The organism is Superficieibacter sp., assembly GCF_032071645.1.
Lineage (GTDB): Bacteria > Pseudomonadota > Gammaproteobacteria > Enterobacterales > Enterobacteriaceae > Superficieibacter.
In genome coordinates, this window is sequence record NZ_DAMAPU010000011.1 from 71209 (window position 1) to 98173 (window position 26965).

26 protein-coding genes are annotated in these 26965 nt (G+C 54.0%); 8 read left to right on the plus strand and 18 right to left on the minus strand.

Annotated features, from left to right (window positions below; translation table 11 throughout):
* Positions 1–51: 51 nt before the first annotated feature.
* The 14 genes from RT197_RS17190 to asnC form a co-directional block, all read right to left on the minus strand.
* Positions 52–750, minus strand: coding sequence for a Bax inhibitor-1 family protein (locus RT197_RS17190; protein WP_312952362.1), 699 nt, complete (start codon positions 748–750; stop codon positions 52–54).
* 296 nt (positions 751–1046) lie between these two features.
* Positions 1047–1466, minus strand: a complete 420-nt coding sequence (locus RT197_RS17195) for a F0F1 ATP synthase subunit epsilon (protein ID WP_312952363.1) — start codon at positions 1464–1466, stop codon at positions 1047–1049.
* Between the two features lie 20 nt (positions 1467–1486).
* Complete coding sequence (gene atpD / locus RT197_RS17200) at positions 1487–2869, minus strand: F0F1 ATP synthase subunit beta (RefSeq protein WP_312952364.1); 1383 nt, start codon at positions 2867–2869, stop codon at positions 1487–1489.
* Positions 2870–2895: 26 nt separating this feature from the next.
* Entirely contained in the window at positions 2896–3759 is an 864-nt protein-coding gene (atpG, locus tag RT197_RS17205; protein ID WP_312952365.1) for a F0F1 ATP synthase subunit gamma, read from the minus strand.
* A gap of 50 nt (positions 3760–3809) precedes the next feature.
* Positions 3810–5351 (minus strand): F0F1 ATP synthase subunit alpha, encoded by a 1542-nt coding sequence (gene atpA / locus RT197_RS17210; protein ID WP_312952366.1) that lies wholly within the window; start codon positions 5349–5351, stop codon positions 3810–3812.
* 12 nt (positions 5352–5363) lie between these two features.
* Positions 5364–5897 (minus strand): F0F1 ATP synthase subunit delta, encoded by a 534-nt coding sequence (atpH, locus tag RT197_RS17215; protein ID WP_312952367.1) that lies wholly within the window; start codon positions 5895–5897, stop codon positions 5364–5366.
* A 14-nt stretch (positions 5898–5911) separates the two neighbouring features.
* Positions 5912–6382, minus strand: coding sequence for a F0F1 ATP synthase subunit B (gene atpF, locus RT197_RS17220; protein ID WP_312952368.1), 471 nt, complete (start codon positions 6380–6382; stop codon positions 5912–5914).
* Positions 6383–6440: 58 nt separating this feature from the next.
* A complete protein-coding gene (gene atpE / locus RT197_RS17225; protein WP_049839447.1) occupies positions 6441–6680 on the minus strand; it encodes a F0F1 ATP synthase subunit C in 240 nt (79 codons plus the stop codon).
* Between the two features lie 47 nt (positions 6681–6727).
* A complete protein-coding gene (gene atpB / locus RT197_RS17230) occupies positions 6728–7546 on the minus strand; it encodes a F0F1 ATP synthase subunit A (protein WP_312952369.1) in 819 nt (272 codons plus the stop codon).
* A gap of 8 nt (positions 7547–7554) precedes the next feature.
* On the minus strand, positions 7555–7935 hold the full coding sequence (atpI, locus tag RT197_RS17235; RefSeq protein ID WP_312952370.1) for a F0F1 ATP synthase subunit I: 381 nt from the start codon (positions 7933–7935) through the stop codon (positions 7555–7557).
* 615 nt (positions 7936–8550) lie between these two features.
* Complete coding sequence (gene rsmG / locus RT197_RS17240) at positions 8551–9174, minus strand: 16S rRNA (guanine(527)-N(7))-methyltransferase RsmG (protein ID WP_312952371.1); 624 nt, start codon at positions 9172–9174, stop codon at positions 8551–8553.
* Between the two features lie 61 nt (positions 9175–9235).
* Positions 9236–11125 carry a tRNA uridine-5-carboxymethylaminomethyl(34) synthesis enzyme MnmG gene (mnmG, locus tag RT197_RS17245; RefSeq protein WP_312952372.1) on the minus strand — a complete coding sequence of 630 codons (1890 nt, stop codon included), beginning with the start codon at positions 11123–11125 and terminating at the stop codon, positions 9236–9238.
* A 373-nt stretch (positions 11126–11498) separates the two neighbouring features.
* Complete coding sequence (gene mioC, locus RT197_RS17250; RefSeq protein WP_312952373.1) at positions 11499–11948, minus strand: FMN-binding protein MioC; 450 nt, start codon at positions 11946–11948, stop codon at positions 11499–11501.
* Positions 11949–12036: 88 nt separating this feature from the next.
* On the minus strand, positions 12037–12495 hold the full coding sequence (gene asnC, locus RT197_RS17255) for a transcriptional regulator AsnC (protein WP_194207698.1): 459 nt from the start codon (positions 12493–12495) through the stop codon (positions 12037–12039).
* Between the two features lie 150 nt (positions 12496–12645).
* Between asnC and asnA the strand changes: the two genes are divergently transcribed.
* Entirely contained in the window at positions 12646–13638 is a 993-nt protein-coding gene (gene asnA, locus RT197_RS17260; protein WP_312952374.1) for an aspartate--ammonia ligase, read from the plus strand.
* 1 nt (position 13639) lies between these two features.
* Here asnA and viaA read toward each other — a convergent pair whose 3' ends face one another.
* Together viaA and ravA are read right to left on the minus strand one after the other, a co-directional pair.
* Entirely contained in the window at positions 13640–15091 is a 1452-nt protein-coding gene (viaA, locus tag RT197_RS17265; protein WP_312952375.1) for an ATPase RavA stimulator ViaA, read from the minus strand.
* A complete protein-coding gene (ravA, locus tag RT197_RS17270) occupies positions 15085–16581 on the minus strand; it encodes an ATPase RavA (RefSeq protein ID WP_312952376.1) in 1497 nt (498 codons plus the stop codon). The genes viaA and ravA overlap by 7 nt, the downstream gene beginning before the upstream one ends.
* A gap of 219 nt (positions 16582–16800) precedes the next feature.
* On the opposite strand from ravA, the gene kup reads away from it, so the two are divergent.
* The 7 genes from kup to rbsR all read left to right on the plus strand — a co-directional run bounded on the left by kup (position 16801) and on the right by rbsR (position 24672).
* Entirely contained in the window at positions 16801–18669 is a 1869-nt protein-coding gene (kup, locus tag RT197_RS17275) for a low affinity potassium transporter Kup (protein ID WP_312952377.1), read from the plus strand.
* A gap of 177 nt (positions 18670–18846) precedes the next feature.
* Positions 18847–19266 carry a D-ribose pyranase gene (rbsD, locus tag RT197_RS17280; protein WP_312952378.1) on the plus strand — a complete coding sequence of 140 codons (420 nt, stop codon included), beginning with the start codon at positions 18847–18849 and terminating at the stop codon, positions 19264–19266.
* A gap of 7 nt (positions 19267–19273) precedes the next feature.
* Complete coding sequence (gene rbsA, locus RT197_RS17285) at positions 19274–20779, plus strand: ribose ABC transporter ATP-binding protein RbsA (RefSeq protein WP_312952379.1); 1506 nt, start codon at positions 19274–19276, stop codon at positions 20777–20779.
* 4 nt (positions 20780–20783) lie between these two features.
* A complete protein-coding gene (gene rbsC / locus RT197_RS17290) occupies positions 20784–21749 on the plus strand; it encodes a ribose ABC transporter permease (RefSeq protein ID WP_312952380.1) in 966 nt (321 codons plus the stop codon).
* Between the two features lie 26 nt (positions 21750–21775).
* Entirely contained in the window at positions 21776–22666 is an 891-nt protein-coding gene (gene rbsB / locus RT197_RS17295) for a ribose ABC transporter substrate-binding protein RbsB (RefSeq protein ID WP_312952381.1), read from the plus strand.
* A gap of 74 nt (positions 22667–22740) precedes the next feature.
* A complete protein-coding gene (gene rbsK, locus RT197_RS17300) occupies positions 22741–23670 on the plus strand; it encodes a ribokinase (protein WP_312952382.1) in 930 nt (309 codons plus the stop codon).
* Positions 23671–23673: 3 nt separating this feature from the next.
* Positions 23674–24672, plus strand: coding sequence for a ribose operon transcriptional repressor RbsR (gene rbsR / locus RT197_RS17305; protein WP_312952383.1), 999 nt, complete (start codon positions 23674–23676; stop codon positions 24670–24672).
* On the opposite strand, the gene mdtD is transcribed toward rbsR, so the two are convergent.
* Both mdtD and RT197_RS17315 read right to left on the minus strand, forming a co-directional pair.
* A complete protein-coding gene (gene mdtD, locus RT197_RS17310; protein ID WP_312952384.1) occupies positions 24669–26060 on the minus strand; it encodes a multidrug transporter subunit MdtD in 1392 nt (463 codons plus the stop codon). The genes rbsR and mdtD overlap by 4 nt on opposite strands.
* The gene (locus RT197_RS17315) at positions 26057–26773 is read right to left on the minus strand and encodes a FadR/GntR family transcriptional regulator (protein ID WP_312952385.1); all 717 of its coding nucleotides are present in this window, start codon (positions 26771–26773) and stop codon (positions 26057–26059) included. Before RT197_RS17315 ends, mdtD begins: the two co-directional genes overlap by 4 nt.
* Positions 26774–26965: the final 192 nt, after the last annotated feature.

Below are 26965 nucleotides of genomic sequence, written 5' to 3' on the forward strand. Positions count from 1 at the left end.
AAAGCATAAAAAAACCAGCGTGATGGCGCTGGTTTTTTGGTTTTATGACAGTTAATTGCGCGACATAAAAATACGCAGCACATACCAGAACATGGTGGCGATGGAAGCAAACAGATGCAGCGCCGCGCCAGCCGGGCGATTGGTCGGATAATGGTGGATAATTTTTGAAGTGTCATACAGGATGAAACCTGCACACAGTAATACCATCGCCGCACTGAACCAGACGCCGAGCGAGAAGCCACACAGCACGCTGGCAATGATCGCACCAAGCGCAATAAAGCCCGCCATCGTTAAGAACGAGCCCATAAACGAAAAATCTTTTTTGGTCGTGAAGGCGGTAAACGTCAGGCCACCCACCAGCAACAAGGTGGTGATCGCGGCTGCGCCAATGATTGCCGGGTCGATATACGCTGCCAGCGTCAGCATCGGCGCGAAAATCAGCGCTTCAGCCAGTACGTAAATGCCAAGCCCTGTTAACTGGGTCTGGTTAGAGTCGGCGTTATCGGCCAGACGGGTCGCCAGCACGCTGATCAGCATAAATGCGCCAAGCACCACCAGCCAGCCCATATTGCCGCCAGACATGAGAATGCCGAGCATGACGTCGCCGATACCGCTTAACATCAGTATGCAGCTAAGGACGATAAAGCCCATCACCGCAGCGGCAAGATGCAAATAAACACGGCGAATAAAGGTGGCGCGATCGGTGCCCAGCGCCGGTTGTGGGCCAGCGAAAAAGGGTTTGAATGACATGTTATGATCCTTCATAAAATGACGAGTGTACCCGTCATACTTCAGGCTGCATGGGCTTGGTTATCCTGGTCACTTGCTGCTGTAAGTGCCAACTCGCCTTCCTGTAGCTTGAATTATTTTGGGTGTGAAATAGTAACGAGGGGTAAAATAACATCGTGTTGAAAACATGACAAACAGATGCGGCGGTGGGAAAAATATTTTTAACTCATTGATTTAAAATCCATATATATCCAGCGCGAACCATAAAAAAAGCCAGCCTGGAAAAACCAGACTGGCTTATGCTTTTCAAGCCGGTGTTACATCGCTTTTCTGGTCAATTCGATAACGCGCAGTTTTGCGATCGCTTTGGCCAGTTCCGCAGATGCCTGAGCGTAATCCACGTCACCATGAGAGCTTTTAATATGCTCTTCAGCCTTCCGTTTCGCTTCCAGTGCTCGCGCTTCGTCGAGATCCTGGCCGCGAATCGCGGTATCAGCCAGTACGGTCACGCTGCCAGGCTGCACTTCAAGAATGCCGCCGGACAGGTAGATAAACTCTTCATGACCGTGCTGTTTTACGATGCGGATCATACCAGGCTTAATGGCGGTGAGCAGCGGGGCGTGACCGGGGAAAATACCCAGTTCACCTTCGCTACCCGTTACCTGGATTTTCTCGACCAGACCAGAGAACATTTGTAACTCTGCGCTGACGACGTCCAGGTGGTAAGTCATTGCCATATCACCCTCCGATTAAGGCGTTAAAGTTTTTTGGCTTTTTCCACGGCTTCGTCGATGGAACCGACCATGTAGAACGCCTGCTCCGGCAGGTGATCGTATTCGCCTTCCATGATGCCTTTAAAGCCACGGATGGTGTCTTTCAGGGAGACGTATTTGCCCGGAGAACCGGTAAATACTTCTGCCACGAAGAACGGCTGGGACAGGAAGCGCTGGATCTTACGTGCGCGAGCTACCACCAGTTTGTCTTCTTCAGACAGTTCATCCATGCCCAGGATGGCGATGATGTCTTTCAGTTCCTGATAACGTTGCAGGATAGACTGAACGCCACGCGCGGTGTCGTAGTGTTCCTGACCAACCACCAGCGGGTCCAGCTGACGGCTGGTGGAATCCAGCGGGTCAACGGCCGGGTAGATACCCAGAGACGCGATCTGACGGCTCAGTACCACGGTTGCATCAAGGTGCGCAAAGGTGGTGGCTGGTGACGGGTCAGTCAGGTCATCCGCAGGTACGTATACTGCCTGTACGGAAGTGATAGAACCGGTTTTGGTGGAGGTGATACGTTCCTGCAGAACGCCCATCTCTTCCGCCAGCGTCGGCTGGTAACCTACCGCAGAAGGCATACGGCCCAGCAGTGCGGATACTTCCGTACCGGCGAGGGTGTAACGGTAGATGTTATCAACGAACAGCAGAACGTCACGACCTTCGTCACGGAATTTCTCCGCCATGGTCAGGCCGGTCAGCGCTACGCGCAGACGGTTTCCCGGCGGCTCGTTCATCTGGCCATACACCAGCGATACTTTGTCGATAACGTTGGAGTCGGTCATTTCGTGGTAGAAGTCGTTACCCTCACGAGTACGTTCACCCACGCCCGCAAACACAGAGTAACCGGAGTGCTCGATCGCGATGTTACGGATCAGCTCCATCATGTTTACGGTTTTACCTACGCCCGCACCACCGAACAGACCGACTTTACCGCCCTTCGCGAACGGACACATCAGGTCGATAACTTTGATACCGGTTTCCAGCAGTTCCTGCGAGTTTGACAGCTCTTCATAGGAAGGTGCTGCGCGGTGGATAGCCCAACGCTCTTCTTCGCCGATGTCGCCTTTCATGTCTACCGGTTCGCCCAGTACGTTCATGATGCGGCCCAGGGTAGCTTTACCTACCGGGACTTCAATCGGGTGTTCGAGGTTGGTGACGTCCAGGCTGCGACGCAGGCCGTCAGAAGAACCCATCGCGATAGTACGTACAATACCGCCGCCAAGCTGCTGCTGAACTTCCAGCACCAGGCGCTCATTACCATTCTGTACCTCAAGAGCGTCGTACACTTTTGGTACCGCATCCTGAGGGAACTCGACGTCAACTACAGCGCCGATTACCTGGACAATTTTTCCAGTTGCCATCTTGAATCCTCTACGTATTAACCTGGTTATACCGCAGACGCGCCACCGACGATTTCGGTGAGTTCCTGAGTAATGCTGGCCTGACGAGCTTTGTTGTATACCAACTGCAGCTCTTTAATCAGGCTGCCGCCATTATCGGTAGCGGCTTTCATCGCCACCATACGCGCGGCCTGCTCGCTGGCCAGGTTTTCTACCACACCCTGATAAACCTGAGATTCTACGTAGCGGCGCAGAAGGGTATCCAGCAGCGCTTTCGGATCGGGTTCATACAGGTAATCCCAGGATTTACGCTTCAGCTCATCATCTTCTGACGCGGGCAGCGGCAGCAGCTGAGTGATGGTCGGAACCTGAGACATGGTGTTGATAAACTTGTTGTTAACAATATAAAGCTTGTCCAGACGGCCTTCATCGTAGGCCTGCAACATCACTTTTACCGGGCCGATCAGTTCGGACAGGGAAGGGTTATCTCCCATGCCAGTGACCTGCGCGACAATGTTGCCGCCGACAGAAGTGAAGAATGACACGCCCTTAGAGCCGATCATTGCGATATCGCACTGAACGCCTTTATCGGACCATGCTTTCATATCCGCCAGCAATTTTTTGAACAGGTTGATGTTCAAGCCACCACACAGACCACGGTCTGTAGACACCACCAAGTAGCCCACGCGCTTAACGTCGCGTTCTTCCAGGTACGGGTGCTTATATTCCAGATTACCGTTTGCAAGGTGACCAATCACTTTGCGCATGGTCTCTGCATAAGGACGGCTGGCCGCCATGCGCTCCTGCGATTTACGCATTTTGGAAGCGGCGACCATTTCCATCGCTTTAGTGATCTTCTGCGTGTTCTGGACGCTTGCGATCTTACTACGTATCTCTTTTGCGCCGGCCATGAGCTTCTCCTCAATGCCTTACGGCCTGCCCTAAGACAGGCCGCCAGACGTTACCAGGATTGGGTTGCTTTGAAGGAATCGAGGATGCCTTTCAGCTTGCCTTCGATTTCGTCGTTATAGCCACCGGACTGGTTGATCTCTTGCATCAGCGGAGCGTGATCACGGTCGACGTAAGCCAGCAGAGCGGCTTCAAAGCTACCGATTTTCGCCAGTTCGACATCAGCCAGATAACCACGTTCTGCCGCGAACAGCACCAGAGACTGCTGCGCAACGGACATCGGCGCATACTGTTTCTGTTTCAGCAGTTCAGTTACTTTCTGACCGTGATCGAGCTGTTTACGCGTAGCATCGTCGAGGTCAGATGCAAACTGGGAGAACGCCGCCAGTTCACGATACTGTGCCAGTGCGGTACGAATACCACCGGACAGTTTTTTCATGATCTTGGTCTGCGCTGCACCACCTACACGGGAGACGGAAATACCCGGGTTAACCGCAGGACGAATACCGGCGTTAAACAGGTTGGATTCCAGGAAGATCTGACCATCGGTAATCGAAATTACGTTAGTCGGAACGAACGCGGAAACGTCACCAGCCTGCGTTTCGATAATCGGCAGCGCGGTCAGCGAGCCAGTTTTCCCTTTAACTTCACCTTTGGTAAAGTTTTCAACGTATTCGGCGTTAACACGCGCAGCACGCTCCAGCAGACGGGAGTGGAGGTAGAATACATCGCCCGGGAAAGCTTCACGTCCTGGCGGACGACGGAGCAGCAGGGAGATCTGACGATATGCGACAGCCTGTTTAGACAGGTCATCGTAAATGATCAGTGCATCTTCGCCACGGTCGCGGAAGTATTCGCCCATTGCGCAACCGGCATACGGCGCCAGGTATTGCAGTGCAGCGGATTCAGACGCGGTTGCCACAACAACGATGGTGTTAGCCAGCGCGCCGTGCTCTTCCAGTTTACGCACCACGTTAGAGATGGTGGACGCTTTCTGGCCGATAGCGACATAGATACATTTGATGCCGGAATCGCGCTGGTTGATGATGGCATCAATAGCCAGTGCGGTTTTACCGGTCTGACGGTCGCCGATAACCAGTTCACGCTGACCACGACCGATTGGGATCATGGCGTCAACGGATTTATAACCGGTCTGTACCGGCTGGTCTACGGACTGACGGTCGATTACGCCCGGTGCGATAGCTTCAACGGCAGAGAAGCCGTCGTTATCAACCGGACCTTTACCATCGATTGGCGCACCCAGCGTGTTCAGCACACGGCCCAGCAGGCCACGGCCAACCGGAACTTCCAGGATACGACCCGTACATTTCACCTTCATGCCTTCGGCAAGGTCAGCGTACGGACCCATTACCACCGCACCGACAGAGTCGCGTTCGAGGTTCAGGGCGATAGCGTAACGGTTACCCGGCAGGGAGATCATTTCACCCTGCATACAATCGGCAAGGCCGTGGATGCGGATAACACCGTCACTTACAGAAACAATAGTACCTTCGTTGTGAGCTTCGCTCACCACATTGAACTGAGCAATGCGCTGCTTGATCAGTTCGCTGATTTCGGTGGAATTCAGTTGCATGCTCCAGTCCCCTTAAGACTGCAAGACGTCTGCAAGGCGTTCAAGACGGCCGCGTACGCTGCCATCAATGACCATATCACCCGCACGGATGATTACGCCTGCCATTACAGACTTATCGATTTTGCAATTCAGCTTCACTTTGCGTGACAGACGTTTTTCCATCGCAGCGCTGATTTTCGTAAGCTGTTCGTCACTTAATGCGGTTGCAGAAGTGACGTCTACCTCTGCGATAGCCTCACTGGCTGCACGCAGGTGAATAAACTGCTCAAGAACATCCGGGAGCGCGTTCAGACGATTGTTTTCAGCCATTACCCGAATCAGGTTCTGACCGTTTTCGTCCAGTTGCTCACCGCAGACTGCGATAAACGACTCAGCGAGCGTTTCCGGCGCTAATGCGCCAGAGAGAAGCTCTGCCATTTGTTCGTTCTTAGTTACCTCGACGGCAAACGCCAGCATGTTCTGCCAGCGATCAACGTTCTGGTGTTCAACGGCAAAGTCAAAAGCTGCTTTGGCGTAGGGGCGAGCTACCGTAATAAATTCAGACATCAGCCCCTCCCTCCTTACAGTTCAGCGACAAGTTTATCCACGATGTCGCTGTTAGCAGCTTCATCCACGGAACGTTCGATGATCTTCTCGGCCCCGGCAACAGCCAGGATAGCCACTTGCTTACGCAGTTCTTCGCGAGCGCGTTTGCGCTCCGCATCGATTTCTGCCTGAGCCTGCGCTACGATTTTAGCCCGTTCCTGCTCTGCTTCAGTTTTCGCTTCGTCCAGGATCTGAGAGCGGCGTTTGTTCGCCTGCTCAATGATTACCTGAGCTTCCGCCTTCGCCTTTTTCAGCTGGTCGGTCGCGCTGGCCTTTGCAAGGTCAAGGTCCTTATGTGCTCGTTCAGCAGAAGCAAGGCCGTCAGCAATCTCTTTTTGACGCTTTTCGATGGCAGCCATTAACGGCGGCCATACGAACTTCATGCAGAACAGAACGAACAGGACAAACGCGATGGCCTGGCCGAGGATTGTTGCGTTAAGATTCACAGCACAATGCCTCTTATCTAGTTAACGTTCTGATATTGCTTCTTATAAGCAACGCTTACTACGCGACAGCAAACATCACGTACAAACCCAGACCAACAGCGATCATCGGGATAGCATCCACCAGACCCATAACGATAAAGAACTGAGTACGCAGCAAAGGAATCAGATCCGGCTGACGCGCTGCGCCTTCCAGGAATTTGCCCCCGAGGATGCCGATACCGATCGCAGCACCGATTGCCGCCAGACCCATCATCACAGCGGCAGCCATGTACAGCAGATCAACATTCAGGTTTTCCATGACAATCTCCAGTTTGTTTCAGTTTAAAACATTTAGTGTTGGTAAAATTAATGCTCTTCGGACGCCATCGACAGATAGACAATCGTCAGAACCATGAAGATAAAGGCTTGCAGCGTAATAATCAGGATGTGGAAAATGGCCCATGGCACATTCAGGATCCACTGTGACCACCACGGCAGCAGGCCTGCAATCAGAATGAAAATCAACTCACCGGCATACATGTTACCGAACAGTCGCAGACCAAGAGAAACCGGTTTGGACAGCAGGCTTACCCCTTCAAGGATTAAGTTGACAGGAATAAATGCCCAGTGATTGAACGGCTGTAGCGTCAACTCTTTGGTGAAGCCGCCAATGCCTTTCATTTTGATGCTGTAGAACAGAATGAGGATAAATACGCCCAGCGCCATCGACAGGGTGATGTTCACGTCAGCGGACGGCACCACGCGCAGAGCTGGCAGACCGAAGACATGCTCACCAATGTATGGCAACAGGTCGATAGGCAGCAGGTCCATGAAGTTCATCAGGAATACCCAGACGAAAATCGTCAGGGCCAGCGGCGCAATCAGCTTGCTTTTGCCATGGTACATGTCTTTCACGCTACCATTCACAAAGCCGATAACCAGTTCGATTGCGGTCTGGAATTTGCCGGGAACGCCGCTGGTGGCGCGTTTCGCTACGCTGCGGAACATCACCAGGAACAACAGCCCCAACAGCACCGAGAAGAACATGGAGTCGATGTTGAGCGTCCAGAAAGTGGCCGGGGGGTTATGCGGATCCACCAGCGAGAAAGTACGCAGGTCCAGCTGAAGGTTATTCAGGTGGTGACTGATGTACTCCTGCGGTGTTGAGATTTCTCCTGCAGACATGATGCCTCTTACCCTTTGTTGTTAATTACAGCTGGCGCGACGATCTGAACAACCAGCGCCAAAATCCACGTGACTATGAGCGGCAAGAAAACCGCTTTAAAAACCGCCAGCGTCACCACAAGCAAAGCAAAAGTCGCTAACACCTTAAAGCCTTCGCCAAGTGCGAAACTCCAGGCCACCCGGCCTTTAGCTGGTGTATGCGCCTGATGACGCCAGGCAAAAATCATAAACACACAGTTAGGCAGTAAGACTGCCATACCTCCGCCTACTGCGGAAATGCCCCAGAAGGGGTCTTTGAGGCTAAACAGCAATCCACTTGCCATTACTGCCAGAAACTGAATGAACAGAAGCTTACGAGCAACGTTTCTACTCAAGAGCGACACAGACATCACGTTTTTACTCCTGCTCCCTAAGAGGTATGCCGCGAGTCGTATAAAACGTCGTTTGCGCCACATAGTCAAGCATCAAAAAGCGGTCAAATTATACGGTGCGGCCTCGTGATTTCAAACAATAAGTAGCGAAAAGGTGAATAAATGTTTAAATAATTTTCTGGAGCGCTATTTTTAAAGTTTTCATCAAACTGTGAACAATCGGGCAAAAGTTCGGATTGCGCGAAAAGCCTGATGATAAAGCGTGCACCAGATCACAGATTAAACATTTTCAATTTCAGCCTGTTATCGCTGTTCACATCCGCCTTGTTTTTATCTTTTTGATAATTAACGTTAATCATGCCTATTTTTTGCTAAACATCCGCATACTTCATAAAAACACTTCATTGACATTTATAATAAATATTTAACACATGAATGTTATCAAAGCGGCAGACTTTTAGCAGACTGATATTTTCCATGTTGACTATTTTTGTGGTTAACAAAAAGAGCGGCGTTAACATTACGAAAATATCCAGTTAATGGATAGTTAAAAGCCATCCAGCGCATGAGCATTTATCACCCAATTTTTTAACATCGTCAAAAAGCATTTTTCTCTACTTTTTTTGATAAAAATTAAACTTTGTCAGGGCGAATAATTACCAGATGTCGCTCGCCGTCGAGTTGTGGAACCCGAAGTTTAAGAGTCGATTCTACTGAAAATTCAACGGGCAGCGCGGCGATTTCTTCATCAGGCAACTGACCTTTCAGCGCATAAAAGCGTCCTGCTTCGCCCGGAAGATGATGGCACCATTCCACCATATCGGTCAGGGAAGCAAAGGCCCGGCTGATCACGCCATCAAAAGGCGGCTCGGCGGGAAACGCCTCTACCCTACTCTGTACGGGATGAATATTTTCCAGTTTCAGCTCGTGCTGTACCTGACGCAGAAACCGGACCCGTTTGCCCAGGCTGTCGAGCAGCGTGAACTGCGCATCGGGGAGCACGATGGACAGCGGAATGCCGGGTAAACCAGGGCCGGTGCCGACATCAATAAAACGTTCACCCTGCAAGTGCGGGGCAACCACGATGCTGTCGAGGATATGGCGCACCAGCATCTCGTTCGGGTCGCGCACCGAGGTCAGGTTATACGCTTTATTCCATTTATTCAGCATGTCGACATACGCAACCAGCTGGTTTATCTGGTGATCGGTAAGCGAAATGCTGGCGTCGTCCAGCAGACGAGAAAGTTTGTTGAACACGGTGATTACCTGTTAAAGATGATTTGCCCGGCGGCTTGACGCCTGACCGGGCAACAATAAATTACGCGCTGCGGCGCAGCATACCCTGTTTTTTCAGCCAGACCAGCAGGATGGAAATCGCCGCCGGAGTCACGCCGGAGATACGCGACGCCTGACCGATAGAAACCGGTTTGTGATCGTTCAGCTTGGCGATGACCTCGTTGGACAGCCCGGAAACCTGACGGTAATCCAGTGTCGCTGGCAGCAGAGTGCTTTCGTTACGCTGCTGCTTGTCGATCTCATCCTGCTGACGGGCGATATAACCTTCGTACTTCACCTGGATCTCAACCTGTTCAGCGGCCTGGACATCAGCAAGTGCCGGAGCAAACGGGGTGAGCGACGTCAGTTGCTGATAGGTCATTTCCGGGCGGCGCAGCAGATCTTCTCCACTGGCTTCGCGGGAGAGCGGCGCGCTTAACTGCGTATTCACTTCATCCGCCGATTCCGCAGACGGGGAAACCCAGGTCGCTTTCAGGCGCTGGCGTTCGCGCTCAATGTTTTCCAGCTTCTCGTTGAAACGCGCCCAGCGTGCATCGTCCACCAGGCCCAGTTCACGGCCCGCTTCGGTCAGACGCAGATCGGCGTTGTCTTCACGCAGCATCAGGCGGTATTCCGCCCGCGAAGTAAACATGCGGTACGGCTCTTTGGTGCCGAGGGTGCAGAGATCGTCAACCAGCACGCCGAGATAAGCCTGATCGCGACGCGGTGCCCAGCCCTCTTTCTCCGCCGAGAAACGGGCAGCGTTGAGACCTGCCAGCAGCCCCTGAGCCGCCGCTTCTTCATAGCCGGTGGTGCCGTTGATCTGCCCGGCAAAGAACAGGCCATGGATAAATTTGCTCTCCAGGGTCGGTTTCAGGTCGCGCGGATCGAAGAAGTCATACTCAATGGCGTAGCCAGGGCGGACGATCTTCGCATTTTCCATCCCCTGCATTGAGCGGACGATTTGCATCTGTACATCGAACGGCAGGCTGGTCGAGATGCCGTTCGGGTAAATTTCGTTGGACGTCAGTCCTTCCGGTTCGAGGAAGATCTGATGCTGGTTACGATCGGCAAAGCGCATGACTTTATCTTCGATCGATGGGCAGTAGCGTGGGCCGATCCCTTCGATCACCCCGGCATACATCGGGCTGCGATCGAGGTTATTGCGGATCACATCATGGGTTTTTTCGTTGGTGTAGGTGACATAGCACGGCACCTGACGCGGATGCTGCTCCTGACGTCCCATGAACGAGAATACGGGCAGCGGGGTATCGCCATGCTGCTGTGCCAGTACGCTGAAGTCGATAGTCCGCGCATCAATACGCGGCGGAGTCCCGGTTTTCAGGCGATTAACGCGCAGCGGCAGTTCCCGCAGACGACGTGAGAGGGAGATTGACGGCGGATCGCCTGCACGGCCGCCGCTGTAGTTATCCAGTCCGATGTGGATCTTGCCGTCCAGGAATGTGCCGACGGTCAGCACTACCGCTTTGGCGCGGAATTTCAACCCCATCTGGGTCACGGCACCGACCACACGATCGTTTTCGACGATAAGATCCTCAACCGCCTGCTGGAAGATCATCAGGTTTGGCTGATTCTCCAGCGCAGTGCGTACCGCCTGGCGATAGAGCACGCGATCCGCCTGTGCACGGGTGGCTCGAACGGCCGGCCCTTTGCTGGCGTTTAGTATCCTAAACTGAATGCCTGCGTGGTCGATCGCAGTCGCCATCAGACCGCCAAGCGCATCGACTTCTTTTACCAGGTGTCCTTTCCCAATGCCGCCAATCGCCGGGTTGCAGCTCATCTGCCCCAGCGTGTCGATATTGTGTGTCAAAAGCAGAGTCTGTTGACCCATACGCGCTGCGGCCATCGCGGCCTCAGTGCCTGCATGACCCCCGCCAATGATGATGACGTCAAAAGGATCCTGATAAAACATGGTGATTTGCCTCGCGTAAAGCGGTGTTGAAAAGGATTGAAGCCCGGGCCGTGGATTCTACTCAACTTTAGTCGATCGAGAAAGCACCAGGATCCTGAGTATTTAATAAAGAAGATCTTTAAATAGAGATCTGTTTTATTATGATCTCTTATTAGGATCGCCATCTCTTGTGGATAAGTCGGATCCGCCATTAAAGATCATAGCGTTAGTGAGGATCATTACTTGTGAATGATCGGTGATCCCATCCAGTATAAGCTGGGATCAAAAAGGCGGGTTATACACAACTCAAAAACTGAACAACGGTTATACTTGGGATAACTACCGGTTAAGCAGTGCTTTTAAGCATAGTTATCCACATTCGATCGCGCGATCTTTAAGCGTTTTTGAGTAAATTAATCCACGATCCCAGCCATTCTTCTGCCGGATCCTCCGGAATGTCATGTTCCAGCACGTTGATCTTCAGCGTTTCGCCGATCTGTTTTGCTCCGCAGATCTTCAGTTCGGCTTCCAGTTTTTCGATCGCGCCGCAGAAAGTGTCATATTCCCGACTGCCAATACCCATTGCCCCAAACTGAACGGCAGAAAGGTCAGGCTGTTGCTCTTTAAGATCGTCCAGCAACGGCTGAATGTTGTCCGGGAGATCGCCTGCGCCATGCGTGGAGGAGATCACCAGCCAGATCCCGCTTGCAGTGAGATCGTCCAGCAGCGGACCATGCAGGGTTTCGGTTGAAAAACCGGCATCTTCCAGCTTTTCAGCCAGGTGTTCCGCAACGTATTCGGCACCGCCAAGGGTGCTGCCGCTGATAAGAGTGATGTCTGCCATGATAGCCCGTCCTGTTAAAGAGGGGCTATTGTACGCGGTGTACAGGCTGGGATCTACCCGTGGATAAGTGGGGGATTAAAATTGATCGTTATGGGCGAATGGTGCGCATAATCGGGTTCTGCAGGGAGATCAGTGTCTCGGTGGACTGAATTTCATCAATTGTTTGGATCTTGTTGATAAGTACCTGCTGAAGCGCATCGATCGACCGGCACATGACCTTAATAAAGATGCTGTAATGCCCGGTGGTGTAGTACGCTTCGGTCACTTCATCAAGACTTTCGAGCTTCGCCAGCGCCGACGGGTAATCTTTGGCACTTTTTAAAATGATGCCTATAAAGCAGCAAACGTCGTAGCCCAATTGCTTCGGGCTGATATCAATTCGCGCGCCGGTGATAATGCCCGCCTGCTTCATTTTCTCTACGCGAACGTGAATGGTACCGGGACTGACGCCGAATTGTTTTGCCAGTTCCGCATAAGCGGTGCGGGCATTGACCATTAGCGCCTCAAGGATGCCGCGATCCAGATTGTCGATCTGATAATTTTCCATAGCTTTTTCTTATGAAGAATAGAGATTCACTCTATTTTAGCGTTTTATTTTGATGAATCAAAAGTGAGTTGGGCTTTTTGTTTGTGGATTATTGAATTTCGCCCTCGTTTTGTTGCTTAATCATAATCAACAGGACGCAGGAGTTATAAAATGAAAACCGCTTATATCGCAAAACAACGCCAGATCAGTTTCGTTAAATCCCACTTTTCCCGCCAGCTGGAAGAGAAACTGGGCCTGATTGAAGTTCAGGCTCCGATCTTAAGCCGTGTAGGAGACGGGACGCAGGATAACTTGTCCGGTTGCGAAAAAGCGGTGCAGGTAAAAGTGAAAACGCTGCCGGACGCCACTTTTGAAGTGGTGCATTCACTGGCGAAATGGAAACGTCAAACCCTGGGGCAACACGACTTCAGCGCGGGTGAAGGGCTGTACACGCATATGAAAGCCCTGCGCCCGGATGAAGACCGCCTGACCGCCATTCATTCTGTGTATGTTGACCAGTGGGACTGGGAGCGGGTGATGGGCGACGGCGAACGTCATATCGCAACGCTGCATTCTACCGTAGAGGCAATCTGGGCGGGTATTAAGGCAACCGAAGCGGCCGTGAGTGAGGAGTTTGGTCTGGCACCGTTCCTGCCGGAACAGATCCACTTCGTTCACAGTCAGGATCTGCTGACCCGCTATCCCGATCTTGATGCCAAAGGCCGCGAGCGGGCCATCGCTAAAGAGCTGGGTGCGGTGTTCCTGATCGGTATCGGCGGGACGCTTTCCGACGGCAAACGTCACGATGTGCGCGCGCCGGATTATGATGACTGGAGCTCCGCCTCCGCTGAAGGTTTTGCCGGGCTGAACGGCGATATTCTGGTGTGGAACCCGACGCTGGAAGATGCGCTTGAGCTGTCTTCTATGGGCATCCGCGTGGATGCTGAAGCCCTGAAACGCCAGCTGGCGCTGACCGGCGACGAAGATCGTCTGCAGCTGGAGTGGCATCAGGCGCTGCTGCGCGGTGAAATGCCGCAGACTATCGGCGGGGGGATCGGTCAGTCGCGTCTGACGATGCTGCTGCTCCAGCTTCCGCATATCGGCCAGGTGCAGTGCGGCGTGTGGCCCGCGCAGGTGCGCGAGAGCGTTGCCGCGCTGCTGTAATTTAACGCCGCCAGCGTCGCAGCAGGCGGCTGCGCATCCCGGTATCAAAGCGCCAGATATGATCGAAAATGCGCATGATACCGGGTTTGCCGTGAGAGGACATCGCCACCGCATGAAACCGGTGCTGATGTACTCGCTGGAGTTCACTCACCTTCTTTACCACCTCGTCCGGCAGCCGCTGGGCGATAAAATCCGAGATCACCACCGCGTCAGCATCTGACCATTCATGATCCTGCATCCGCTCAACAATCGCGCGAAAACAGCTCGCCAGATCGGTGCCGCCGCGAAAGCGCTGGCTTAAAAAGCGGATCGCCTGCTCAATACCCGACGCGCCGGAAAGCTCGTAGCGCACCACTTCGCTGGAGAACAGCATGATAAAGCAGCGGCGGTTATCGGCGAGGGCAATGCGCATAAGCGCCAGGCAAAAAGCCTTCGCGCATTGTTCATTGAAGCCGCCCATTGAGCCGGACGTATCCACGCAGACGATAAAGGGGCCGCGCGGCTGTTCATCAAAATCCTGATGCGTTACCGGGCGTTCGGTAACTTTCTCCCGCCAGGCTTCCCCGTGCAGGCGGTAGGTCAGAAGTTGTTTTTCCACCAGCCGCCGGTAAAACTCATACTCCAGTTCGGAAATGCCCAGTGTCGCCAGTTCCGGCGGCAGCAGACGCAGGATGTCATCACTCTGCATAATGCCATCGACCTGCTCCGGGACGGTTGACGGCTCGCGCACCAGCGTGCGGAAGGTTTCCATCGGCGCGTCTTTTTTCGGCACCGATTTTGCCTCGCGCGAGCGGCCCAGTTGCTCTGCCAGTTGCATAAGCTCCGGCTGCTGGCTGAGAAAATCACCGTATTTAACGATGAGCTGGTAATCGCCGCGCTGAAGTTTGCCGCTGCTCATGTCCCAAAGTCGTCCGGCGGCGTTGTCGTTTTCTACCAGCACCGGCTCAAGCTGACCGCTGAAAGTCATCCGCTCCTGTACTTCATTGAGCAGTTTGTCATGCTCTTCTTCCAGCAGTTGCTGATTCAGCGTCGTGACCTGAACAATCAGGCTTAGCCGCCAGCGCTGCAAAAACAGGGTGTGCAGCGCCGGGGTAAATGAAGGATTTGCATCCACCAGCTTTTTGGCCTGTTCCGCCCACGGTGATTTGACCTTATCCAGCAGCGCCAGAATTTGTGGCAGTTGCACGATAAAGCGGGAGGTAGAAAGAAGCTGGCTTTGCTGATAGCACATCACCTCTTCGCTGAGTTCCGGCGAAACGCGGGTTTCTTTGAGGCGGCTTTTTAACGATTCCCGCCAGCGCGGGATGTCGTCGGTAACGGCATTTTTCAGACGTGGAAACTTTTCGAAGAAGAGAGCCAGCACCGGCGAGGCCATCAGTGCAAGTACCACTTCTTCGATTAATCCGTCTTCGCTAATCGCCAGCAGGGCATTCAGCGTATCCAGATTCAGCATTGTTTCGCCTGTTTGATTTGCTCGCCCACGTCCTGCAGGCTGGCTTCAATACGCCCCAGCCAGTCGGCGGAGATAAACAGGCATTTTTGCTGCTCGCTAAAGCGGGCGTGCTGCTGGTGCCACTCGTCATCCAGAGCCTCGAGCTGCTGCTTGATTTCATCCGGCATGTTTTCTGATGAAAGGCCGGGCAGCGCCAGGCGCGTTCCCTGAAGGCTGACGTCGCGCACCATCAGATACTGGCCGGGATCGACATCGAGATTCACCACTTGCGCAAAGCCGATGCCGTTGAGTTTGGCGCGAATTTCACCGCCCTTTTCCAGCCAGTTGACCAGCGCCGGGCGTTCAAAGGTCAGGTGGACCACGTCCATATCATGCAGCTTCAGCGGTTGCTGGAGCAGAAGGGTGATCACCGGATCGGTCATTTCCGGTGGCAGTTCGTAATGCGGTTTACGGCTGAACATACCGCCCTGACGCTGCACTTTCAGCGCAGTTTTATCGCTTTGCTGCTGCTGGATCTGAACACGCCGCTGGGTGATGGCACCCAGTCGGTTCAGTAGCGGCTGCTGTTGCCAGGCGTGCCCGGTCATCAATATTTCGAGCTGCTGCTGAAGCAGATTTTTACTCTCCGCGTCATACCAGAGACAGTCTTTCAGTAGGATTGTATCAATGGGCGCGATGGCGTCGCGACCGCTGAAAAACGCGCTGGCCTGCAACAGGCGGATCGCTTTTTTCCAGCGTCGGTCGGAAACATACGGCGCGGCGGGCAGGTTATCAAGCTGCTGGCGCAGCATAAAAATCAACTCAAATACGCTGTCCGGGAGTGTTACTTTGCCGATATCCGTTTGCCATTGCGTGAATTCTTCATCCGTCACCTGGAGACTGGCGGCCACCGGGTTATCGTTTTCATTCTGCTGGCTGGTCAGCATCGAGCGAAAGTTACCTTTATCCTGGACTTTGTCCAGCCACAGGCGGATGAGCATACGGTCATAAAGCGCTTCGAGGCTGCTGTCCGCTTCCGGGAGTTCATTAGACGCCGCCACCAGCAGACGCATCGGAATTTTTTCTTCGTGTGCGCCGTTACGGAACTGACGCTCGTTGATGGCGGTCAGCAGGGTGTTGAGGATCGCCGGGCCTGCTTTCCAGATTTCATCAAGGAAGACGATTTCCGCTTCCGGCAGATAGCCTGCGGTAAGACGTTCATAGCGGCCTTCATCTTTTAGCGCCTGAATCGAGAGCGGACCAAACACTTCTTCCGGCGTGGAGAAACGGGTCATCAGATATTCAAATGCCCGCGCGTGCTGAAAAGCGTATTTTAAGCGCCGCGCAATCAGGCTTTTGGCAATCCCCGGCGGCCCCAGCAGAAAGACGCTTTCGCCGCTTAACGCTGCCAGCAGGCACAGCCGGATGGCGTGGCTGCGCTCGAAGAGTCCTTTTTCCAGCGCGCTGCTCAGACGGGAAATTCTTTCTGCTAATAGATGTGCTTGAGCCATAATAAATTACGTCCTTCTGCCATTTTCAGGCGGTAAAAAGCGAGTATAGCGTTTTAACAGCAGGCCGGTAATAGACTGAAGATCTGACTCATTTTCTTTGAGCCAGGTTAATCTGACTTCACTTAGGGGTACGATTTTGCCATTTATCATGCATACTGTGCGCTTTTTGTGGGCTAAGGGATTAAGCACACACTCCTTATTCCAACGAAAGATCTGTCTATGAGCACTGATAAAAAGCAATCATTGTCTGCGATTACGCTTGCAGCCATTGGGGTTGTCTACGGTGATATTGGTACCAGCCCGCTTTATACGCTTCGTGAATGTCTGTCTGGCCAGTTCGGTTTTGGCGTGGAACGAGACGCCGTGTTTGGCTTTCTGTCGCTGATTTTCTGGCTTCTGATTTGTGTGGTTTCAATTAAGTATCTGACCTTCGTCATGCGCGCTGATAATGCCGGTGAAGGGGGAATACTGACGCTGATGTCGCTGGCGGGGCGCAATACCTCGGCCAGGACCACCTCGATCCTGGTGATTATGGGGCTGATTGGCGGCAGTTTTTTCTACGGTGAGGTGGTCATCACGCCAGCAATATCGGTGATGTCGGCGATTGAAGGTCTGGAGATTGTCGCCCCGCAGCTCGATAGCTGGGTGGTGCCGCTGTCGATTATCGTGCTGACCTTGCTGTTTGTTATTCAGAAGCACGGCACCGGGATGGTCGGCAAACTCTTTGCGCCGATAATGCTCATCTGGTTCCTGATCCTGGCGGTGCTGGGACTGCGCAGTATCATCGCTAACCCGGATGTGCTGCACGCGCTCAACCCGATGTGGGCGGTGCATTTCTTCGTCGAATACAAAACGATCTCTTTCGTGGCGCTTGGCGCGGTCGTACTGTCGATTACCGGCGTGGAAGCGCTATATGCGGATATGGGACACTTTGGGAAGTTACCCATTCGGCTGGCCTGGTTCTCGGTGGTTCTGCCTTCGCTGGTGCTGAACTATTTCGGCCAGGGCGCGCTGCTGCTGCGTCACCCGGAAGCGATTAAAAACCCGTTCTTCTTGCTGGCCCCCGACTGGGCGCTGATCCCGTTGTTGATTGTCGCGGCGCTGGCGACGGTAATTGCGTCACAGGCGGTGATTTCCGGGGTCTTTTCCCTGACCCGTCAGGCTGTGCGGCTGGGGTATTTGTCGCCGATGCGCATTATCCATACTTCAGAAATGGAGTCCGGGCAGATCTACATCCCGTTCATTAACTGGCTGCTTTACGCCTCGGTAGTGATTGTGATTGTCAGTTTCGAACACTCCAGTAATCTGGCGGCGGCGTACGGTATTGCGGTGACCGGCACAATGGTACTGACCACGTTCCTTTCCACCACCGTAGCGCGTAAAAACTGGCACTGGAATAAGTTCCTGGTGGCGTTCATCCTGATTGCCTTCCTGTGCATTGATATCCCGCTGTTCTCGGCGAATCTGGATAAGCTGGTTTCCGGCGGCTGGCTACCGTTAAGCCTCGGTCTGGTCATGTTCACCATCATGACCACCTGGAAAAGCGAGCGCTTCCGCCTGCTGCGTCGGATGCACGAGCACGGCAATTCTCTGGAGGCGATGATCGCCTCGCTGGAGAAATCGCCGCCGGTTCGCGTGCCGGGGACGGCGGTATATATGTCCCGCGCGCTGAACGTCATCCCCTTTGCGCTGATGCATAATCTTAAACATAACAAAGTGCTGCATGAGCGGGTGATCCTGTTGACCCTGCGCACGGAAGATGCGCCGTATGTCCATAATGTGCGTCGCGTACAGATCGAGCAGCTTTCGCCGACCTTCTGGCGGGTGGTGGCAAGCTACGGCTGGCGTGAAACGCCGAACGTGGAAGAGGTGTTCCACCGCTGTGGTCTGGAAGGCTTAAGCTGCCGAATGATGGAAACGTCATTCTTTATGTCGCACGAGTCGCTGATTATCGGTAAGCGTCCGCTTTACCTGCGGCTGCGCGGCAAGCTGTACCTGCTGCTTCAGCGTAACGCCCTGCGCGCGCCGGATCAGTTTGAGATCCCGCCAAACCGGGTGATTGAACTGGGAACCCAGGTCGAGATCTAAAATATCAGGCCGGGCGGCGCAGACTAAGCGCTGCCCGGTACGCGAAAAATTCCTTCACATTTCACGTAGCGAAACGTTTCGACGCCGATCACATTTCTGCAACGTCATGATGGTTTTCTGCTCATCTCCCGCGCTAAACTCCTTATCAGCGAAACGTTTCGCTAGTGGAGCATAAAAATGAAGAAAGGCACGGTTCTCAATTCTGCAATTTCCGCGGTCATCTCCCGGCTGGGACATACCGATACGCTGGTGGTCTGTGATGCAGGCTTGCCTGTTCCGGCCAGCACCACGCGCATTGATATGGCATTAACCCAGGGCGTTCCGGGGTTTATGCAGGTACTGGAGGTGGTCACCAGTGAAATGCAGGTTGAAGCGGTGATCCTCGCGACAGAGATTAAAGAACATAATCCGCAGCTCCACGAAACGTTGCTCAGCCATATCGGGCAACTGCAACAACACCAGGGAAACACCATTGACGTGCATTACACGTCGCATGAGCACTTTAAAAAACAAACCGCAGACAGTCAGGCGGTCATTCGCAGCGGGGAGTGTTCCCCGTATGCGAATATCATTCTCTGTGCTGGCGTCACCTTCTGAGGCCCTCATGGACGCATTACTGCAACTCAAAGGCATCGATAAAGCGTTTCCCGGCGTGAAAGCCCTCTCCGGCGCGGCGCTGAACGTGTACGCCGGTCGCGTGATGGCGCTGGTCGGCGAAAACGGCGCGGGCAAATCGACGATGATGAAAGTGCTGACCGGGATCTACACCCGCGATGCAGGTTCGCTGCTGTGGCTGGGGCAGGAAACGGCTTTTACCGGGCCGAAATCGTCACAGGAAGCAGGTATCGGGATTATTCATCAGGAGTTGAATCTGATCCCGCAGCTAACCATTGCCGAGAATATTTTCCTGGGCCGCGAATTCGTCAACCGCTTCGGCAAAATCGACTGGAAAACCATGTACGCCGAAGCGGATAAGCTGCTGGCGAAACTCAATCTGCGCTTTAAAAGCGACCGTCTGGTGGGCGATCTGTCGATTGGCGATCAGCAAATGGTGGAAATTGCCAAAGTGCTGAGCTTCGAGTCGAAAGTCATCATTATGGATGAGCCGACCGACGCGCTGACCGATACCGAAACCGACTCCCTGTTCCGCGTCATCCGCGAACTGAAAGCGCAGGGACGCGGCATCGTTTATATCTCTCATCGCATGAAAGAGATTTTCGAGATTTGCGACGACGTAACGGTATTCCGCGACGGGCAGTTTATTGCCGAGCGGGAAGTTACCACTCTGAGTGAAGATACGCTGATTGAAATGATGGTCGGGCGCAAGCTGGAAGATCAGTATCCGCGCCTTGATAAAACGCCGGGCGACGTGCGCCTGAAGGTCGATAACCTGTGCGGTCCGGGCGTAAACGGAGTGTCGTTTACCCTGCGCAGAGGCGAAATCCTGGGCGTTGCCGGACTGATGGGCGCGGGGCGTACCGAACTGATGAAGGTGCTGTACGGCGCGCTGCCGCGCACCGATGGTCAGGTTACGCTGGACGGACGCGAGGTCGTGACCCGCACCCCGCAGGACGGGCTGGCGAACGGCATCGTATACATTTCCGAGGATCGCAAACGCGACGGATTAGTGCTCGGCATGTCGGTGAAAGAGAATATGTCGCTGACGGCGCTGCGCTACTTTAGCCACGCGGGCGGCACCCTGAAACATAAAGATGAACAGCAGGCGGTGGGTGATTTTATCCGCCTGTTTAACGTCAAAACGCCGTCGATGGAACAGGCCATCGGCCTGCTTTCTGGCGGTAATCAGCAGAAGGTGGCGATTGCGCGCGGCCTGATGACCCGCCCGAAAGTGCTGATCCTCGATGAGCCAACGCGCGGCGTGGACGTGGGAGCGAAGAAAGAGATTTATCAGCTTATTAACCAGTTCAAGGCCGACGGTCTGAGCATCATTCTGGTCTCCTCCGAGATGCCGGAAGTGCTGGGGATGAGCGATCGCATCATTGTGATGCATGAAGGGCATACCGGCGGTGAGTTCACTCGCGAGCAGGCCACCCAGGAAGTGTTAATGGCTGCCGCTGTGGGCAAGCTTAATCGCGTGAATCAGGAGTAAAACAATGACTACCCAGGCTGTTGCTGGTCGCCGTTATTTCACCAAAGCGTGGCTGCTGGAGCAAAAATCGCTGATTGCCCTGCTGGTGCTGATCGCGATTGTCTCTACCATGAGTCCGAACTTTTTTACCGTTAATAACCTGTTCAACATTCTTCAGCAAACTTCCGTAAACGCCATTATGGCGGTGGGGATGACGCTGGTGATTTTGACCTCCGGGATCGACCTGTCCGTCGGTTCTCTGCTGGCGCTGACCGGTGCGGTGGCGGCATCCATTGTCGGGATTGAAGTCAACGCGCTGGTCGCCGTGGCGGCAGCACTGGCTTTGGGTGCGGCAATCGGCGCGGTAACGGGCGTGATTGTGGCAAAAGGCCGCGTGCAGGCGTTCATCGCTACGCTGGTGATGATGCTGCTGCTGCGCGGGGTGACGATGGTTTACACCAACGGCAGCCCGGTCAATACGGGCTTTACCGAGAATGCCGATGTCTTTGGCTGGTTCGGGATTGGCCGTCCGCTGGGCATTCCGACGCCGGTGTGGATCATGGGGGTTGTGTTCCTCGCCGCATGGTACATGCTGCATCACACCCGTCTGGGGCGCTATATCTATGCGCTGGGCGGTAACGAAGCGGCGACGCGGCTGTCCGGGATCAGCGTTAATAAAATCAAAATTATTGTCTATTCGCTAAGTGGCCTGCTGGCTTCGCTGGCGGGTATTATTGAAGTGGCGCGCCTTTCTTCCGCGCAACCAACCGCAGGCACTGGCTACGAGCTGGACGCTATTGCAGCGGTGGTGCTGGGCGGTACCAGCCTGGCAGGGGGTAAGGGTCGCATAATGGGGACGCTGATTGGTGCATTAATCCTTGGCTTCCTGAATAATGGCTTGAATTTGTTAGGTGTTTCCTCCTATTACCAGATGATCGTTAAAGCGGTGGTGATTTTGCTGGCGGTGCTGGTAGACAACAAAAAGCAGTAATAACGACACTACAGGACATCTTAAATATGAACATGAAAAAACTGGCTACTCTGGTTTCGGCTGTCGCACTGAGTGCAACGGTCAGCGCGAACGCAATGGCAAAAGACACTATTGCGCTGGTGGTTTCCACGCTTAATAACCCGTTCTTCGTCTCTCTGAAAGACGGTGCGCAAAAAGAAGCGGATAAACTGGGGTATAACCTGGTGGTTCTGGATTCACAGAATAACCCGGCGAAAGAGCTGGCGAACGTTCAGGATTTAACGGTGCGCGGCACCAAAATTCTGCTGATCAACCCGACCGATTCCGATGCGGTGGGCAACGCAGTCAAAATGGCTAACAAGGCGAAAATCCCGGTAATCACCCTTGACCGTGTGGCGGCATCGGGCGAAGTGGTCAGTCATATCGCGTCTGATAACGTGCTGGGCGGGAAAATCGCCGGTGACTATATCGCTAAGAAAGCGGGCGAAAGCGCCAAAGTGATTGAATTACAGGGCATCGCCGGGACGTCTGCCGCCCGCGAGCGTGGTGAAGGTTTCCAGCAGGCGGTTGCTGCTCATAAATTTAACGTTCTCGCCAGCCAGCCTGCTGATTTCGACCGCACTAAAGGCCTGAACGTCATGCAGAACCTGCTGACCGCGCATCCTGACGTGCAGGCCGTCTTTGCTCAGAACGACGAAATGGCGCTGGGCGCACTGCGTGCGCTGCAAACTGCGGGTAAATCTGATGTGATGGTCGTTGGATTTGACGGCACGCCGGATGGCGAAAAAGCGGTAAACGATGGCAAACTGGCGGCAACTATTGCCCAGTTACCGGAGCAGATTGGCGCGAAGGGTGTAGAAACGGCTGACAAAGTGCTGAAAGGCGAAAAAGTGCAGGCGAAATACCCGGTTGACCTGAAACTGGTCATCAAGCAGTAATCGCTTTTAAACCAAAAAGAAAAGCAGGGCACGCGCCACCGCCAGCGGTGGCGCACTTTAAGGACAAGCTGAACATGAAAACCGCAGGCACTCTCGTCGTTCTCGGCAGTATCAATGCCGATCACATTCTCAATCTCGACGCCTTCCCCACGCCTGGCGAAACCGTTACCGGCAACCATTATCAAATCGCGTTTGGCGGCAAAGGCGCTAATCAGGCGGTAGCCGCCGGGCGCAGCGGAGCGAATATCGCGTTTATTGCCTGTACCGGCGATGATGACACTGGCGAGCGCATCCGCACGCAGTTGGTTAGCGATAATATCCACGTGGAGCCGATCAGTACTATTAATGGCGAATCCACGGGCGTGGCGCTGATTTTCGTTAACGGCGAAGGCGAGAATGTCATCGGTATTCATGCGGGGGCTAACGCAGCGCTCTCTCCGGCGCTGGTGGCGGCGCAGCAGGAACGTATTGCCCAGGCATCGGCACTGTTGATGCAGCTCGAATCACCGCTTGAAAGCGTGCTGGCGGCAGCAAAAATTGCTCATCAGCACCAGACGACCGTAGTCCTCAACCCGGCACCTGCGCGGGCGTTGTCGGACGAACTGCTGGCGCTGGTGGATATCATCACGCCCAATGAAACCGAAGCCGAAAAGCTGACGGGAATTAAAGTTGAAAGCGACGCTGACGCGGCTAGTGCGGCGCAGGCGCTGCACGCGAAAGGCATTAAAACGGTTATTATTACTTTAGGCAGCCGTGGCGTATGGGCCAGCACTAACGGAAAAGGCCAGCGCGTGCCGGGCTTTAAAGTTCAGGCCGTGGATACCATCGCCGCAGGCGATACCTTTAACGGCGCGTTAATCACTGCGCTGCTGGAAGAAAAACCGCTGGCGGACGCCATTCGTTTTGCTCATGCGGCGGCGGCGATAGCGGTCACCCGAAAAGGCGCGCAGCCCTCGGTGCCGTGGCGCGAAGAGATTGACCTGTTTTTACGTCAGCAGGAGTGAAGATTGGCTACCATGAAGGATGTTGCCCGCCTTGCGGGCGTTTCCACCTCAACGGTTTCTCACGTCATCAATAAAGATCGCTTTGTCAGCGAGGCCATCACTGACAAAGTGGATGCGGCTATTAAAACGCTGAACTATGCCCCCTCCGCGCTGGCGCGCAGTCTCAAACTGAATCAGACCCGCACTATCGGTATGCTCATCACCGCCAGTACCAACCCTTTTTATTCCGAACTGGTGCGCGGCGTTGAGCGCAGCTGTTTCGAACGCGGGTATAGCCTGGTGTTATGTAATACCGAAGGCAATGAGCAGCGCATGAATCAGAATCTGGAAACGCTGATGCAGAAACGGGTGGATGGCCTGCTGTTGCTGTGTACCGAAACGCACCAGCCCTCGCCGGAAATCGTTCAGCGTTATCCTTCCGTTCCTACCGTTATGATGGACTGGGCACCCTTTGATGGCGACAGCGACCTGATTCAGGATAACTCGCTGCTGGGCGGGGATTTAGCGACCCAGCATTTGATCGACCAGGGCTATACGCGTATTGGCTGCCTTACCGGGCCGCTGGATAAAACCCCCGCCCGTTTGCGCCTTGAAGGATACAGAGCGGCGATGCATCGTGCCGGTCTGGAGATCCCTGCCGGGTATGAAATTACCGGCGACTTTGAATTCGGCGGCGGTTTTGCCGCTATGAAACAGTTGCTGGCTCACCCGGCACCGCCCGATGCGGTATTCGCCGGAAACGACGCGATGGCAGTGGGCGCGTATCAGGCGCTTTATCAGGCCGGAAAACGCATCCCGGAAGATATGGCCATCGTCGGCTATGATGACATCGAACTGGCGCGCTATATGACGCCGCCGCTGACCACCGTTCATCAGCCGAAAGATGAGCTGGGCGAACTGGCAATCGATGTACTGATCCACCGCATGGCGCAGCCCGACCAGAAACAGCAGCGCGTTCAGCTCACCCCGGAGCTGGTGGTGCGCGGCTCTACCCGAACCTAATGGCGTTCTTTTATTAAGTTGCGCCCGTCTCTGGGGCGCAGCAGCATAAATACCGCCGCCGAAACCAGCGTAATCGCCCCCATCGTAATAAATGTATAGTGGAACTGTTCCACGGTATTGGCGCTGTCAAAACCTTCATAAAAGCGCAGCACAGCGGCGCTGATCGCCACGCCCAGGCTTATTGAAAGTTGCTGCGTTACGGCCAGCATACTGTTTCCACTGCTGGCATTTTCATCCGTCAGATCGGCAAGCGTAATGGTATTCATCGCCGTGAACTGGGTCGACATCGCCATCCCTAATATAAAGAGGGGCAGCAGCATCAGCCAAATCGGATACGCCGGGGATTGCAGCGAGAACTGGGCAATCATTAGCCCGATAAATACGGTAATGCCGACCAGCGTGCGGCGGTAGCCGAGCCTGCGTAACACCTGCGTCACCATCGATTTCGCGAGGATGGAGCCGAGAGCGGTAGGAGCCATCATGCAGCCTGCAATTAAGGCGGGATAGCCGAAGCCAACCTGCAACATCAGCGGCATCAGGAACGGCACGCAGCCGGTGCCAAGCCGCGTCGCCAGATTACCGGCGATGCCGACCGAGAACGTCCGCGTTTTAAACATCGGCAGAGCGATAAGGGGATTCGGATGGCGGCGGGCATGCCGAATATAGCTCAGCAACAAAATGATGCTGACGGCAATGATCAGCAGCGCAATCCACGACGCCACGATCTTCTCACCAAACAGTTCCATGCCGCTGGAGAAAAGCACCAGTCCCAGCCCAAAAAGCAGAAATCCGCTCATGTCGAAGCTGCGCCGGGGCGTAGTAAAATTCGGCATATATTTCTGGGCGTACAGCAGACCGGCAACACCAATCGGAATATTAATCAGGAAAATCCAATGCCAGCTTGCCCAGGTGACCAGCACGCCGCCGAGCAGCGGCCCCAGAATCGGCCCGACCAGACCGGGCATGGTGACGAAGTTCAGCACTGGCAGAAGTTCACTGCGCGGATAAGCACGAAGCAATGCCAGACGTGCGACCGGCATCATCATCGCGCCGCCGATACCCTGAATGACGCGAAAAATGACCAGCGCCGTTAACGAACTGGAGAGCGCGCAGGCCAGGGAACCAAGCGTAAACAGGGTGACGGCGGTCATAAACACCCGACGAGTACCGAAGCGATCTGCCAGCCAGCCACTGACCGGGATCAGCATGGCGACCGTCAGGGTATAACTGATAATGGCGGATTGCATGGCGAGAGGAGAGCGGTCGAGACTTAGTGCGATGGCCGGAAGAGCGGTATTAAGTATTGTTGCGTCCAGCGCCTGCATGAAAAAAGCCATTGCCGCGATCCACGGCAAACCGGCCATACTAATCCCTTTTTTGCTGGTCATTCTGTCTCCTGTGTTCTTTGCTGGCTGGTTGGGGCGCTCAGTAATGCCCGGCAAGACGCCTGCGCCCGATCGCCGTCGCTGTCCTGGATCGCGTCAACAATGGCCTGGTGTAAATCCAGCTTAATCACTTCGTTTTGGGTAATAGAGGTGAAGTAAATATGGTAGACCGACTGGAACAAGGTAGCGAAAGAGGTCAGGAAGGGATTGTTACTCATCTTATAGATGTGTTCGTGCCAGGCCATATCCACTTCAATCCAGCGCGAACGCTGAAAATGCTGCTTCAGATGGACCATCTCCTCCATAAGCGTATTAAGCTGCGCTTTTTGCTCCGCGCTACCCAGTGTTGCCGCCAGCAGGCAAGCCTGAGGTTCAAGGCTGCTACGCATAACGAGGAAATGCTGCACTACGTCCTGAAAGTTCTCGGCTGTCATCCACCAGGAAAGCAATTCCTTATCCAGGAAGTTCCAGTCGCTCTGCGGCATGATGCGGGTGCCAATGCGGGGGCGGGGTAATACCATCCCTTTTGCAGTTAAAGTCTTCACCGCTTCCCTGACCGCTGTCCGGCTCACACCGTACTGCTCGCCCAGCTCTATCTCGCCAGGCAAAATACTTTCAGGGGCATATTCACCCCTGAAAATTTTCTGCGCCAGCTTCTCCGCCAGCACATATGAAAGGTTCTTCTGAGCAGCCAACTGCTGCGGGCTTAGCTTCATTAAAGCTGTTCCTTAATATTCACTCTGCTTTTCAGTATGCCATTTGTGGGCAAATACGGTGGTAAAAACAGCATTTGAAGTATTATCTGGCGCATTAGGCAGCGGATTGGTGAAAAAAGACCCGTTCAGTAAATTAATTTAAATTTATGCTTGTCACGCCGGAATAACTCCCTATAATGCGCCTCCACTGAC